The sequence below is a fragment of the Halovivax asiaticus JCM 14624 genome (assembly GCF_000337515.1).
In the GTDB taxonomy this organism is placed as follows: Archaea; Halobacteriota; Halobacteria; order Halobacteriales; family Natrialbaceae; genus Halovivax; species Halovivax asiaticus.
In genome coordinates, this window is the sequence record NZ_AOIQ01000009.1 from 115,935 (window position 1) to 129,645 (window position 13,711).

The 13,711-nt window shown below is 68.2% G+C and carries 11 protein-coding genes; 10 read left to right on the forward strand and 1 reads right to left on the reverse strand.

Annotated elements, in window-relative coordinates; translation table 11 throughout:
• Positions 1-68 precede the first annotated feature (68 nt).
• The 3 genes from mutS (at position 69) to C479_RS05400 (ending at position 5,085) form a co-directional block, all read left to right on the forward strand.
• Positions 69-2,978, forward strand: coding sequence for a DNA mismatch repair protein MutS (mutS, locus tag C479_RS05390; protein WP_007699000.1), 2,910 nt, complete (start codon positions 69-71; stop codon positions 2,976-2,978).
• A 136-nt stretch (positions 2,979-3,114) separates the two neighbouring features.
• On the forward strand, positions 3,115-3,918 hold the full coding sequence (locus C479_RS05395; protein ID WP_007699002.1) for an SDR family NAD(P)-dependent oxidoreductase: 804 nt from the start codon (positions 3,115-3,117) through the stop codon (positions 3,916-3,918).
• A gap of 90 nt (positions 3,919-4,008) precedes the next feature.
• On the forward strand, positions 4,009-5,085 hold the full coding sequence (locus C479_RS05400; RefSeq protein WP_007699004.1) for an asparaginase: 1,077 nt from the start codon (positions 4,009-4,011) through the stop codon (positions 5,083-5,085).
• Between the two features lie 13 nt (positions 5,086-5,098).
• On the opposite strand, the gene C479_RS05405 is transcribed toward C479_RS05400, so the two are convergent.
• Positions 5,099-5,998, reverse strand: coding sequence for a polysaccharide deacetylase family protein (locus C479_RS05405; protein WP_007699006.1), 900 nt, complete (start codon positions 5,996-5,998; stop codon positions 5,099-5,101).
• Positions 5,999-6,175: 177 nt separating this feature from the next.
• Between C479_RS05405 and mutL the strand changes: the two genes are divergently transcribed.
• The 7 genes from mutL to C479_RS05440 all read left to right on the forward strand — a co-directional run bounded on the left by mutL (position 6,176) and on the right by C479_RS05440 (position 13,597).
• Positions 6,176-8,467 carry a DNA mismatch repair endonuclease MutL gene (gene mutL, locus C479_RS05410; RefSeq protein ID WP_007699009.1) on the forward strand — a complete coding sequence of 764 codons (2,292 nt, stop codon included), beginning with the start codon at positions 6,176-6,178 and terminating at the stop codon, positions 8,465-8,467.
• Positions 8,468-8,534: 67 nt separating this feature from the next.
• Positions 8,535-9,698, forward strand: a complete 1,164-nt coding sequence (gene rtcA / locus C479_RS05415) for an RNA 3'-terminal phosphate cyclase (protein ID WP_007699012.1) — start codon at positions 8,535-8,537, stop codon at positions 9,696-9,698.
• 232 nt (positions 9,699-9,930) lie between these two features.
• Positions 9,931-10,884, forward strand: coding sequence for a bifunctional 2-dehydro-3-deoxygluconokinase/2-dehydro-3-deoxygalactonokinase (gene kdgK1 / locus C479_RS05420; RefSeq protein WP_007699014.1), 954 nt, complete (start codon positions 9,931-9,933; stop codon positions 10,882-10,884).
• Positions 10,885-10,997: 113 nt separating this feature from the next.
• On the forward strand, positions 10,998-12,125 hold the full coding sequence (locus C479_RS05425; protein ID WP_049907094.1) for a hypothetical protein: 1,128 nt from the start codon (positions 10,998-11,000) through the stop codon (positions 12,123-12,125).
• 162 nt (positions 12,126-12,287) lie between these two features.
• The gene (locus C479_RS05430; RefSeq protein ID WP_083893815.1) at positions 12,288-12,881 is read left to right on the forward strand and encodes a GNAT family N-acetyltransferase; all 594 of its coding nucleotides are present in this window, start codon (positions 12,288-12,290) and stop codon (positions 12,879-12,881) included.
• A 57-nt stretch (positions 12,882-12,938) separates the two neighbouring features.
• Complete coding sequence (locus C479_RS05435; RefSeq protein ID WP_007699029.1) at positions 12,939-13,196, forward strand: AbrB/MazE/SpoVT family DNA-binding domain-containing protein; 258 nt, start codon at positions 12,939-12,941, stop codon at positions 13,194-13,196.
• Positions 13,193-13,597: a type II toxin-antitoxin system VapC family toxin gene (locus C479_RS05440; RefSeq protein WP_007699032.1), complete on the forward strand. Its 405-nt coding sequence runs from the start codon at positions 13,193-13,195 to the stop codon at positions 13,595-13,597. The genes C479_RS05435 and C479_RS05440 overlap by 4 nt, the downstream gene beginning before the upstream one ends.
• The last annotated feature ends 114 nt before the right edge of the window (positions 13,598-13,711 follow it).

Here is a 13,711-nt window from a genome sequence, read left to right on the forward strand (position 1 = left end):
GAGGCGGCAGTGAGTCGCAGGCGGGTCGAACCCGCAGCGTTTTCCCGGTCGACACCCACCCACCGGGTATGACCGAGGCGACGGGGATCGTCGGGGAATTTCTCTCGCTGAAAGACGAGACCGACGCGGAGCTACTCGCGATGCAGTGTGGCGACTTCTACGAGTTCTTCGGCGACGACGCCGAGGTCGTCGGCGAGGAGCTCGATCTCAAAGTCACCTCGAAGTCCTCGCAGGGCCAGTCCTACCCGATGGCTGGCGTGCCGTACGACGACCTGACGCCGTACCTCACCGGACTGGTCGAGCGGGGCTATCGCGTCGCGGTCGCCGAGCAGTACGAGACCGAGGGCGGCCACGCCCGCGAGATCGAACGCGTGGTGACGCCAGGGACCCTGCTCGAGACGCGCGACGCCGACGCGCAGTACCTCGCCGCCATCGTCGCGGCCGACCGGAGCGTCGATCTGGATTCGAGCGCGAGCGGCGCCCACGCCGAGTGGTCGAGTGGTGACACGAGTAGTCGCTCGGCGACCGACGACGCGGACGTCGCCTACGGCCTCGCGTTCGCGGACGTGACGACCGGCCAGTTCCTCGTCGCGAGCGCTGCGGACGTCGACGAGGTGCTGACCGAGTGTTACCGCTTCGGGCCCGTCGAGGTGCTGCCGGGCCCGGCGGTGCGAAACGACGACGAGCTCCTGGGCGCGTTACGCGAACGCACCGACGCGGCCCTGAGCCTCCACGACGCGGAGGCTTTCGCGCCCAAACGAGCCGCACACACCGTGCGCGAGCAGTTCGGCGCGGAACCCGTCGATCGGCTCGCGCTGCCGGAGCCGACGGTGGCGGCGGCCGGCGCCGTCCTCTCGTACGTCGCGGAGACGGCCGCGGGCGTGCTCGCCTCGATGACGCGCCTGCGGACCCACCACGGCGACGACCACGTGACGCTGGACGCGACGACCCAGCGCAATCTCGAACTCACCGAGACGATGCAGGGCGAGCGCGACGGGTCGCTGTTCGACACCATCGATCACACCGACTCGAGTGCCGGCGCCCGGCTGCTCGCCGAGTGGCTCAAACGCCCCAGTCGCTCGCTCGACACGCTCGAACGCCGCCAGAAGAGCGTTGCCGCCCTCGCCTCGGCGGCGCTGGCCAGAGACGAGATCCGCGAGGCGCTCGGCGAGACGGCTGACCTGGAGCGCCTGGCCAGCCGCGCCACCCACGGCAGCGCCGACGCCCGCGCGCTGTGTTCGGTGCGCGACACCCTCGCCGTGTTGCCCCGGCTCGCCGAGGCGATCGAGTCGGCGCCCGAACTCGCAGATTCGCCGCTCTCCGAGATCGTCGACGAACCCGACCGCGAGGCGGCGGCCACCCTGCGTGAATCGCTCGCCGCCGCCCTCGCCGCGGAACCGCCCTCGACCATCACCCAGGGCGGGGTGATTCAGCACGGCTACGACGACGAACTCGACGAACTGATCGAACGCCACGAAGAGTTGCGGGCGTGGCTCGATTCGCTCGCCGACCGCGAGTCGAACCAGCACGGCCTCTCACACGTTAGCGTCGGGCGGAACAAGACCGACGGTTACTACATCCAGGTCGGGCGCTCGGCCGCCGACGGCGTCCCAGATCACTACGAGGAGATCAAGCAGCTGAAGAACTCGAAGCGATTTACGACGCCGGAACTCGACGAGAAGGAACGCGAGATCCTCCGACTCGAGGAACGGCGCCACGACCTGGAGTACGACCTGTTCTGCGAGTTGCGCGAGCGGGTGGCCGACTGCGCCGAACTCCTCCAGGACGTCGGCCGGACGCTGGCGACCGTCGACGCGCTCGCCAGCCTGGCGAGCCACGCCGCCGCGAACGGCTGGATCCGTCCCGACCTCCACGACGGCGACGGGATCAATATCGAGGCGGGCCGTCACCCCGTCGTCGAGCAGACCACCGAGTTCGTGCCGAACGACGCCAGGCTGGGACGGGTCGGATCGGTGACGGACGGAGCGGCGGAGTCGTGGGCGGACCGAGCGGCGGAATTGCGAGCGGACGCGAACTCGTCGGGAGCCGGGTCCGGCGACGAACCCCGCTTCGTCGTGGTGACGGGCCCCAACATGTCCGGGAAATCCACCTACATGCGCCAGGTGGCCTGTATCGTCCTGCTCGCGCAGGTCGGCAGCTTCGTCCCCGCCCGCGAGGCCGAGATCGGCCTCGTCGACGGCATCTTCACCCGCGTCGGCGCGCTCGACGAACTCGCACAGGGGCGCTCGACGTTTATGGTCGAGATGAACGAGCTCTCGAACATCCTCCACGCCGCGACCGAGGATTCACTGGTCATCCTGGACGAAGTGGGTCGGGGAACGGCGACGTACGACGGGATCTCCATCGCCTGGGCGGCCACGGAGTACCTCCACAACGAGGTCGGCGCGAAGACGCTCTTTGCGACCCACTACCACGAGCTGACGAGTCTGGGCGAGCACCTCCCGCGCGTGGCGAACGTTCACGTGGCGGCCGACGAACGCGACGGTGACGTCACCTTCCTGCGCACCATCCGCGAGGGGCCGACCGACCGCTCCTACGGCATCCACGTCGCCGACCTCGCGGGCGTGCCCGACCCCGTCGTCGACCGCGCCCGCGACGTCCTCGACCGTCTGCGAGAGGAGAAAGCCATCGAGGCCCGCGGCGGCGGTTCCGCGGAACCCGTCCAGGCCGTCTTCGACCTGGAGAGTGGGACCATGCAGACTGCGTCGGCGTCGGGTGCGCCACCGTCCGGCGGGCCGGGAGCTGAGGGCGGCAATCGCGACGCGGCGACCACCGACGGCGGGGCGGCGAGCGCCGAGCAGGCCGACGCGCAGCCGGCGGACCCGCCCGCGCTGGATCCCGACACCGAGGCCGTCCTCGACGAACTCGCATCGCTCGACGTGAACGGGACGGCGCCGATCGAACTGGCCTCGCGGATTCAGGAGCTACAGGACCGGCTCGACGGCGCGGAGCAGTGACCGGCGACGTCGACGATTTCTCGCTGTAGTCTCCCCAGACGGAAACGACCTCGTGAGACGTCTCGCCGAACCGTATGAGCCAGCCAGGCCCGCCGGAAGCGCCACACCTTTCGTCCGGGCCGTCGACGTCCCGACGATGCACGAACCTGACTTCGGCGTGGCGGGCAAGACCGCCATCGTCACCGGTGCGAGTCGGGGAATCGGGCGGTCGATCGCGGAGACGCTCGCGGCCGGCGGCGCGAACGTCGCGATCTGCTCGCGATCGATGGATCGAATCGGGCCGGTCGCCGACGCGATCGAGGAGAACGACGTGCCGGGCGAGGCACTCGCCATCGAGTGCGACGTCCGCGATCGCGAGTCGGTCGAGACCTTCGTCGACGAGACCGTCGACGCCTTCGGCGGCATCGACATCCTCGTGAACAACGCCGGCGGGGAGTTCGTCGCCCCGTTCGAGGACATCTCACAGAACGGCTGGGAGACGATCATGGACCTCAACCTGACGAGCGTCGTCCACTGCTCGCAACTCGCCGGCGAGGTCATGCGCGAGGGTGACGGCGGCGTGATCGTCACCCTCTCGAGCGTGAACGGCCAGCACGCCGCGCCCGGCGAGAGTCACTACGGCGCGGCGAAAGCGGCGATCATCCGCCTGACGGAGACGCTCGCCGCGGAGTGGGCCGGCGACGGGGTCCGGGTCAACTGCGTCGCGCCAGGACTGGTCCAGACGCCCGGCGTCGCCGAGACCCTCGGCGTCCAGAGCGAGGACATGCCTCCGCGCGAGGAGACGGACCGACGCATCGGCCACGCCGAGGAGATCGCCGACCTCGTCCAGTTCCTCGTCAGTCCCGCCGCCTCGTTCGTCAACGGTGAGACGATCACGGCGAAGGGCGTTCCCCCGGTCGGCAACACCTTCTCGCCCGACGAGTTGGGCCTCGACAGCTGAGCGCGTCGAGCCAGGAATTTCCGCAGGTGGACCACCACTCCACACAGACCACCGCACCACCTTTTCCCCGCTCGTCGTCCAACTGACCCCATGAACGTGACCGTTCTCGCGACGGGTGGCACGATCGCGAGTACCGCCGACGAGGGTGAGACAGGGGCGAACCCGACGAAACGCGGCCGGGAGTTAGTCGACGCCGTCCCGCCGCTTTCGGGCCTGGCCGACCTCACCGTCGAGGACGTCGTCCAGGTCCCGAGTTACGAGCTGGACGCCGAATCGCTCGAAGCGATCGGTGAGCGCGTGTGCGAGATGGATGCGGACCCGTCGGTCGACGCGGTCGTCGTCACCCACGGGACCGACACGATGGCGGAAAGTGCCTACTACGTTGACGTCACCGTCCAGCCCGAGACGCCGGTCCTGTTCACGGGCGCCCAGCGGCGGCCGGACGAGGTGAGCGCGGACGGCCCGTCGAACCTCCTGACGGCGGTCCAGACTGCACGGGCGTTCCGCGAGCGCGAGGAGTACGAGGGCGCAGACGGCGGTACCTTCGTCGCGTTCGACGAAACCGTTCACTCGGCGCGTGCGGTTCGGAAGGTCCACACCTCGCGACTCCCCGCATTTCGCTCCCCGGGTCACGGGCCGGTCGCCGTCGTCGACCGGAATGGAGTCGCGATCCGCCGACAGCCCCAGCGCGAGACGCACCCGATTTCCGCGACCTCGCTCTCGGCTACGGTCGTCACGGTCACGAGCACCAGTTGTGCGGACGACACGCTCCTCCGGGCCGCGATCGACCGCGGCGTCGACGGGATCGTCGTGGAGGGGACGGGCCTCGGTAACGTGACCGCCCCGATCGGCAACGCGGTCGCGACGGCGATCGAAGCTGGGATTCCTGTCGTCGTCACGTCCCGCTGTCTCGCCGGGCGAACGTCGCCCGTCTACGGCGGTGACGGCGGTGGGCAGACCCTCCGCGATCACGGGGCGATCTTCGCCGGCGACCTGTCGCCGGGGAAGGCCAGACTCAGACTCTCGCTGGCGATCGCCGCGGCGGCCGACCGTGGAATCGACGAGCCGACGGCCACCGGCGAATGGCTCCGCGAGGCGTTCGTCGGTCCTCGTGAAGAGCCGTCTCCGGACGCCACCAGCCTTTCAGCAGAAACGGGAGAAACGTAGTCGAACGACCGCCTCAGACGTAGTCGGTCTCGCTCTCGTAGACCGCCGGGTCGTCGCGGAACTTCTCGGAAATCGTCTCCAGCGTGACGAACGAGGCGTCGTCGTGGCCCTTCACGTACCGGATGAAGTCCTGGAGCAGCGGGATCATGTGCGGGAGTCCGTGGATGTCGGGGTGGATGGTGAAGGTGTAGACGCCGGCGCCGCGGCGGTCGGCGAGGAAGTCGAACTGGCGTTTGTAGTACTGTTCGTACATCATCTCGGGGTCCTTGTAGCCGGCGTGGTAGATCGGCTGCTTGATGAACAGCATCGGCGGGATGTCGTCGCGGTACCAGCTGATCGGGATCTCGACGACGTCGGTCTCCTCGCCGTACTCGTAGGGCGTCATCCAGGTCTCGGGCGCTTCTTCGTAGCGGATTTTCTCCCAGCTGTCTCCCTCGCGCATCCAGTCCGGCTCGAACATCCGCTCCATCAGGCTGCTGTCGTAGTCGAATCCGTGCTTCTGGACGAGTTCGGGCGTGTTCTCGCTGAACTCCCACCACGACGCCCGGTGGCCGGCAGGGGCGTCCCCGGTGACCTCCTCGATCAGCTCGATCGAAACCTCGAGGATCTCGTCTTCCTGTTCGCGCGAAAGGTCGGTGGGGTTCTCGTGGGAGTAGCCGTGCACCCCGAGTTCGTGGCCGTCCGCGGCGACCGCCTCGATCTCGTCGCGAAACGTCTCCAGCGTGTGCCCGGGGACGTACCACGACGTGTCGATTCCTTCCTCGGCAAAGAGCGTCCGCATCCGCGGGATGCCCTCGTTTCCGGCTGCCAGGCCACGCGAAAGGTCGGCGGGCGAGTCCGCGCCGCCGTAGGACCCGAGCCAGCCGGCGACGCAGTCCGCGTCGACTCCGATCGCGACGTCGATGTCACCCATAGGTCGGGCCACTCTCCCACGACAACGGCTAAAGAGGCACGGGACCGGCTCCCATGACAGTCGTGGAATCCGGCTGTTCGGTCGCTGGCCCGCAGGTGTTTTGCCGCCGGGGCACCCAGTGACGGGCGACATGGACGACGCACGCGCGCCGAAGGACGCGGGGGCGGAGGTGTCGGTGTGAGCGACGCCGGCGACACCGACATCCACCAGCTCGACGAGGACACGGTCGCCAGGATCGCCGCCGGCGAGGTCGTCGAGCGGCCCGCGAGCGCGGTGAAGGAACTCGTCGAGAACAGTCTCGACGCCGACGCAACGCGAATCGACGTCACCGTCGAGTCGGGCGGGACGGAGCTGATCCGCGTCGCCGACGACGGGCAGGGGATGAGCGAGGCCGACCTCCGGGCCGCGGTCCGTCAGCACACGACGAGCAAGATCGCCGATCTGGACGATCTTGAGGGCGGCGTCACCACTCTCGGCTTCCGGGGCGAGGCGCTGCACACCATCGGGTCGGTCTCGCGACTCCGGATCCGGAGTCGGCCGCGAGCGAGCGGGTCCGACGGCGAGAGCGCGGGTGGACGGACCGCAACCGCAGGCGGTGGGGCCGGTGCTGTCGGCACCGAACTCGTCTACGAGGGCGGTACCGTGACGAACGTCGAGCCCGCCGGCTGTCCCGAGGGGACCACGGTCGAGGTGACCGACCTCTTCTACAACACGCCCGCCCGTCGGAAGTTCCTCAAGACGACGGCGACGGAGTTCGCCCACGTCAACCGCGTGGTGACGCGCTACGCCCTCGCGAATCCGGATGTCGCGATTTCGCTGACCCACGACGGCCGCGAGGTGTTCGCGACGACCGGGCAGGACGACCTCCAGGCCGCGGTGCTTTCGGTCTACGGTCGCGAGGTCGCCGCCTCGATGATAGCCGTCGAGGCGAGCGGCGACGACCTCCCACCGGGGCCCGTCGAGTCTGTCTCGGGCCTGGTCTCCCACCCCGAGACCAATCGCTCGACGCGAGAGTACCTCGCCACGTACGTCAACGGCCGCGCGATCACCGCCGACGCCATCCGCGAGGGGATCGTGGGCGCCTACGGCACGCAACTGGGCACCGACCGCTACCCCTTCGTCGTCTGCTTCCTCTCCGTCCCGGGCGAGGCCGTCGACGTCAACGTCCACCCGCGCAAGCGCGAAGTCCGCTTCGACGACGCCGACGCCGTCCGCCGACAGGTCGATTCGGCCGTCGAATCCGCGCTGCTCGAACACGGCCTCCTCCGATCGGGCGCACCACGCGGCCGGTCGAAGCCGGACGAGACGCAGGTGGAACCCGAGTCACCCGGCCGTCGGGCGGACGAGCGGGGAGCCCCCGCCGCGGAAGCGAGCGAACGGGACGATGGGGTGACCGGTCGCGGGGATCGGGCCACAGGGCACGAAGACCCCGCGTCCCCGCCCGGTTCGGTCACTGCAGCGGGAGGCCGCGGCGACGAACGTGACGAGGCGAGCCAGGATCCGGCGGCTGACGGCCGACAGTCGAAATCGACGAACGGGGCGACAGGCGGGCGGGTCGAACCCACAACTGACGATGGCGCAGTGGACGCCGGGGAATCGGCCGACAGCGCGACAGCGACCGACGACACAGAATCACCCGACAGTGCCGCATCGACCGAGAGCGCCGCACCGGTCGACCCTGAGCGGGCCGGGTCGAGCGACGAATCGGCGGACGTGTCGGCGATCGACGCCGGTCCGACGCCGCCGACAGGCACCAACGGGGGCGGCGCACGGTCGCTCGCCGATCAGTCCCGCAAGTTCGACGTCGCGACCGACCAGCGGACACTCACCGGCGACGTCGCCGAGATCGAGGGCGAGTACGAGACGCTCCCGCGGCTGCGCGTCCTCGGGCAGCTCCACGACACCTACTTCGTCTGCGAGACGCCCGACGGCCTCGCGCTGATCGACCAGCACGCGGCCGACGAGCGGGTGAACTACGAGCGATTGCAACGGGCCGTCGCCGAGAACCCGGCCGCACAGGCGCTCGCCGACCCCGTCGAACTCGAGTTGACGGCGGCCGAATCGGCCGCGTTCGCCGACGTGGCCGACGCCCTCTCCCAACTCGGCTTCCGGGCCGACCGCGTCGAGGAACGCACGATCGCCGTGACGGCGGTTCCGGCCGTCTTCGACGAGACGCTCGACCCCGCCCAGCTCCGGGATGTCCTCGCCGCGATCGTGACCGGCGACGGCGCAAGCGGCGCCGAAACGGTCGACGCGATGGCCGACGAGTTCCTCGGCGACCTCGCCTGCTATCCCTCGATCACCGGCAACACGTCGCTGCACGAGGGATCGGTCCGTGACCTGCTCGACGCCCTCGACGACTGTCGGAATCCCTACGCTTGCCCGCACGGTCGGCCCGTGATCGTCCATATCGACGAGACGGAGATCGAGGACCGGTTCGAGCGGGATTATCCGGGCCACGGCGGGTAGAACGCCCGACATCGGCCGGCCCGAACGAACCCACACACCGAAGCCGCCCGCCCCCAAACGATCGGCCATGCGCGAACTCGACGGCTCCAACGCCGGCGGGCAGTTCCTGCGATCGGCCCTGGCACTCGCCACGATCCAGGGCCGTCCCGTCCGGATCGAGAACGTCCGCGGCGACCGATCGACGCCCGGACTGCGCCCACAACACCTCGCCGTCGTCGAGACGCTGGCTGATATCTGTGACGCGGACATCGCCGGAGCGGACGGTTCGAGCCCCGACGTCGGGAGCGAGACGGTAACGTTCGAACCCGGATTCGGCGGCGTCGAGCGTTCGGGCCGTACTCGCTCCTCCGACGATAGCACCGGAAGAGCGGCCAGTACGACCACCGAGGCAGCCATTCCCAGCGGCGCATACGACATCGACCTGGGGACCGCAGGGAGTCTCACACTGCTGTTCGACGCCGTCCTCCCGCTCGCGACACGGCTCTCGGCCCCGCTCACCCTCACTGCCACCGGCGGGACGGACGTGAAATGGTCGCCGACACTCGACTACTACCGCCGCGTCAAACTGCCACTCTTGCGGCGATTCGGGTTGCAAGCCGCTTTGTCGGTCGACCGGCGCGGCTTCTATCCCGCGGGCGGCGGGGACGTGACCCTGCACCTCGCGCCCTCGCGTCTGGATCCGATCCGACTCGACGAACGCGGAACACTCCGCGGGGTTCGGGTCTACTCGACCGAATCTGCCTCGCTCGCTGACCAGAACGTTGCCGAGCGCCAGTTGCGGGCGGCGATGGAGCGGCTGGAGGGAGCGGTCGAGACTGAGCGAGACGGCGGTCTCGTCACCGAGCGCGTGGTGACGACCGCCCGGAGCGACTCGCCCGGGTCGGTCATCGGCTGTCGACTCGATTTCGAGACCGGGATCGCGGGAACCGACGCCCTCGGCGAGCGGGGGAAGCCGGCGGAGCGCGTCGGCGAAGAGGCGGCAAACGCCGCGATTCGTCTCGTGGAGGGAGCGGCTCCAGTGGATCGACACCTCGCCGACCAGTTGCTCGTCCCGCTCGCACTCGCCGGCGGACGCGTTCGGATCCCGGCCGTCACCGACCACGTCGAGGCGAGCCTGTCGCTACTCGACACGTTCGGGTACGAGATGGCGTGCGAGCCGGCTCCGGCAACCGACGACAGCTCCGAACCCGACGACTCCGACAGCACTGACCACCTCGTAACTGCGACGTGAGACGCGAATCGGCAGCCGGCGTGCCACATCGACCGCCAGGGCGGAGTAGACGCGTGCTACCATCAGACAGTCACCGCGAGATAGGGGTCGTTGAACCGGCACAAGGGCGGCTATCCGACCTTGTCGACAGTACAGGAAGGCCACCACTTATGACACGTCCTCTCGTGTCACCGCCTATGAGCGACCACCACACGCGGACGACGGTGCCCCGCCGGCGGGCACGGAGGGCGCGATGAGCGATCTCGTCACCTTCGGCGAGTCGTTACTCCGACTTTCGCCGCCGGGGGACAACCGGCTCGAAGCGGCGACCTCCTTCGAGGTGCAGGCGGCGGGCTCCGAGAGCAACGTCGCCGTCGCGGCTGAGCGCCTCGGCGCCGTCTCGACCTGGTTGTCGAAACTCCCGGAGACGCCGCTTGGCAAGCGCGTCGTCGGTGAACTACGCCAGTACGGCATCCGGACCGACGTCGCCTGGAGTCGGTCTGGCCGGGTCGGCACCTACTACCTCGAGACGGGCGGCGACCCCCGCGGCTCGAACGTCGTCTACGACCGCGAAGGGAGCGCGGTCACCACCGCGACGCCCGACGAACTCAATCTCGACCGGATCCGCGACGCCCGCGTCTTCTTCACGTCGGGTATCACGCCGGCGCTCTCGCCGGAGCTTCGAGAAACGACGAAACACCTCCTGCAGACGGCCCGGAAGGCCGGGACGACGACCGCCCTCGACGTCAACTACCGGCGGAAACTCTGGACTCCACAACAGGCACAGGAGGCGTTGACCGCGCTGTTCCCGGGCATCGACGTGCTGATCATCGCCGCACGCGACGCCAAGACCGTCCTGGGGTTCGAGGGCGACCATCGCCAGCTCGCCCACAAGCTCGCCTCGCAGTTCGACTTCACGACGGTCGTCGTGACGCGCGGGAGCCAGGGCGCGCTCGCCTGGCACGACAGCGTCGTCCACGACCAGGACGCGTTCGAGACCGATACGATCGAGCCGATCGGCGCAGGCGACGCGTTCACCGGCGCCTTCCTCGCCCGCCGGCTCGCCGGCAACGACGTGCAGCGCTCGCTCGAGTACGCCGCCGCGACCGCCGCGATCAAGCGGACAATCCCGGGTGACGTCGCTCGACTCTCGCTCTCGGAGGTCGAATCCGTCGTTTCCGACGGAGCCTCGGCCGTTTCGCGGTGACGTACGACGGCACCGATCCGATCATTTCACCTGCCGGGTGCCGTCTCGATTCGTGACGTTTGGACGGGTTTGCCAGAAGGGGTTTTTCCGTTACGTGTGCAGTGGCGAGTGCAATGACTCGAAAACGCGCCGCCGTGATGAGTCTCCTCCTGATGACGAGCCTCCTCGTGATGGCCGTCCCGGGGACCGCCACAGCACAAGAATCGAGCAACGAGAGCTTCGCGGGCGCGCACGTCGACTTCGCCGTCGACGGAAACGCGATCACCGACTTCAGCGTCGCCGGTGAACAGACGTTCAGCGACGTCCGCGTCCAGTCCCAGTCCGACGCCGGTTTCGGTGGAGACATCGATCTCCGTACGATGATGGGTATCGATGGGGCTGGCCTCTCGCTAGCCGCCCAGACCCAGACCAGTGCGACGATCAGCACCCAGAGCGGCGCCGAGGTGTCCGCGCACGACACGCAACAGGGCCACCTCGTCGTCTCTGCCGGTGGCAGTTCGCAGATCGTCGAGGCCGACCTCGCTAGCGACGCGTCAGCGTCGGTCGAGGGCGACACCGTCGTCGTCGATTCAGGCGAGCGCGAGGGCGCGTTCATCGTCGTCGGTGACGGTGAGGTCGCCGTCAACGAAGACGGCAATGTCGCCGCCGACCTCTCGAGCGACGCGAAACTCGTCTTCCGCTCGTACGCGGAGGGCGAACGAGACGAACAGGCGAAAGCCGAAGAGGCCCTCATCGCGAACGGTTCGGCCGCGGCCGAACTCGCCGTCGAGCAGCGAGATGGCGAGATCGTGAGCGAGACGGTCACGTACAGCGAGGAAACGACGACAGAAGTCAGCACCGAGACGAAAAACCAGGTCGAGGTCACGATCGACCGCTCGGTTAGCGAAGGAACGGTCGTCCTGACGACCGTCTCCGAGGAAGCCGTCGGCTCCGTCGAGAACCTCTCCGTCGCCGTCGACGGCGAGGCGGCCGCCGAGGCCAGTACGATGTCCGAGCTCGAAGCCGGTGCGGCCGGCGAAGAACCGCGCTACATGGTCACCTCGACGAACGAGGCCCAGGGGGAAGCGACGGTCGCCGTCGCGATCGACCACTTCTCCGAGCGGACGATGACCATGTCCGGTGAGGACGCAGACGACTCCGAGGGCGACAGTTCGATCCCCGGCGCCGACTCGCTGCCCGGCTTCGGACCGATCGCCGCGCTGTTCGGCCTGCTCACCGCCGTCGGCGCACGGCTCCGATAACACGATTTCGCGTGGACTGATCCCAACGGCCAGTCGCGAATCGATCGTCGCGATTGGAATCGATCCGGTCGATCGCAACTCGAACAGCCCTCCGTACAGACGAGACGACACCCCACTACGGTCGAGCGAACGCTTTTTCCCCCGCCGTGCGGATCGCAGTGTGTGACTGAACCTGTCCGTGCGGCCCGCCCGGACGACGGGGCGGTCGTGCAGGCCGTCGCCCGCGAGAGCTGGCACGCCGCCTACGACGACGTCATCGGGGCCGAGACGGTCGACCGGACGATCGACCGGTGGTACGCACTCGATTCGCTCGCCGACCAGATTACGGACGCCGCCGGCCGGGACGACGCGACGTTCCTCGTCTACGAGCGAGTGGATTCATCCGACGGCGACGACGACACCCACGCCGACAGCGCTCGGTCCGGTACAGACGGCGTCGAGCCGATGAAAGCGGCGTCGAAAATCGTCGGCTTCGCCCACGCCGGGCCGCACCCGGACCGCACAGGCACGGCGAAGCTCTCGCGGATCTACGTCCGCCCGGCCGTCTGGGGCGACGGCGTCGGGAGCCGGCTTCTGGAGCAAGTTGAACGCGAACTCGGTCCGCACTTCGAGACGTTGTGGCTCGAAGTGCTCGCCGACAACGACGTCGGCGTCTCCTTCTACGAGGCTACCGGATTCGTGCGGGTTGATGAACAGGAGAGCGTCCTCGGCGACGGCGAGGTTCGTGAGTACATCTACGAGAAAGAGTTGTCGTAGCATCCCATCGCCGTGTAACGGAGTAAGCGTTAAGTTTTACAGCCGGTAATACTACGCATGCCCGAAACGACTCGCGTCAGTCAGAAGGGACAGGCAACGATCCCGCAGTCGCTCCGCGAGAAGTTCGATATCGAGCCGGGTGATCAGGTCGTCTGGTGGGAATCTGACGACGGGATCGTCCTGAAAAAACGAGAACCGTCGAGCGGTCGCGGCATGCTCGTTCCGGACGACACGACCGAGGAGGAACGCGAAGCCGTCGCCGCGACCCTGGCCGAGGAAATACGAGACCGACGCGATAGCGAGTGGACGGAATGAGTCGGTACACCGTCGACGCCGTCGCGTTCATCCGCTACCTCGTCGACAGTCTTCCGCCGACCGTTGACGAGATATTCCGCCAAGCGGAGTCCGGTGACGCAACGCTCTACCTGCCGACGATCGCTGCGATCGAGTCTGTGTACCGAATTCAAAAGCGCGAGGAAATTGCAGGTGTTCCTGTCGAAGCCGATGCGACGGCAATCGTCGATCGACTCGAAACCGATCTCCCACTCACCGTCGTCGATCACGATAGTGACGAGCTCTCAGTACTGGCTCCGCACGTTCCACACCTGTCTATCCACGACGCAATGATCGTCGCCAGCCACGACCGACTCGACACGGACGCAATTCTTTCGAGTGACTCGGTCATCGCCGACCACGCCACCGTCCGGTGGGAATGAGGACAGGCGGCGGATGGGATATTACCCCAGGAGTCGTCACCTTGGTCCGTCGTCGCTCGGAATAGAGCGGAGCGGTACCGGTTTGGACGAGTGAGGGGTGGGAATCAATACAAA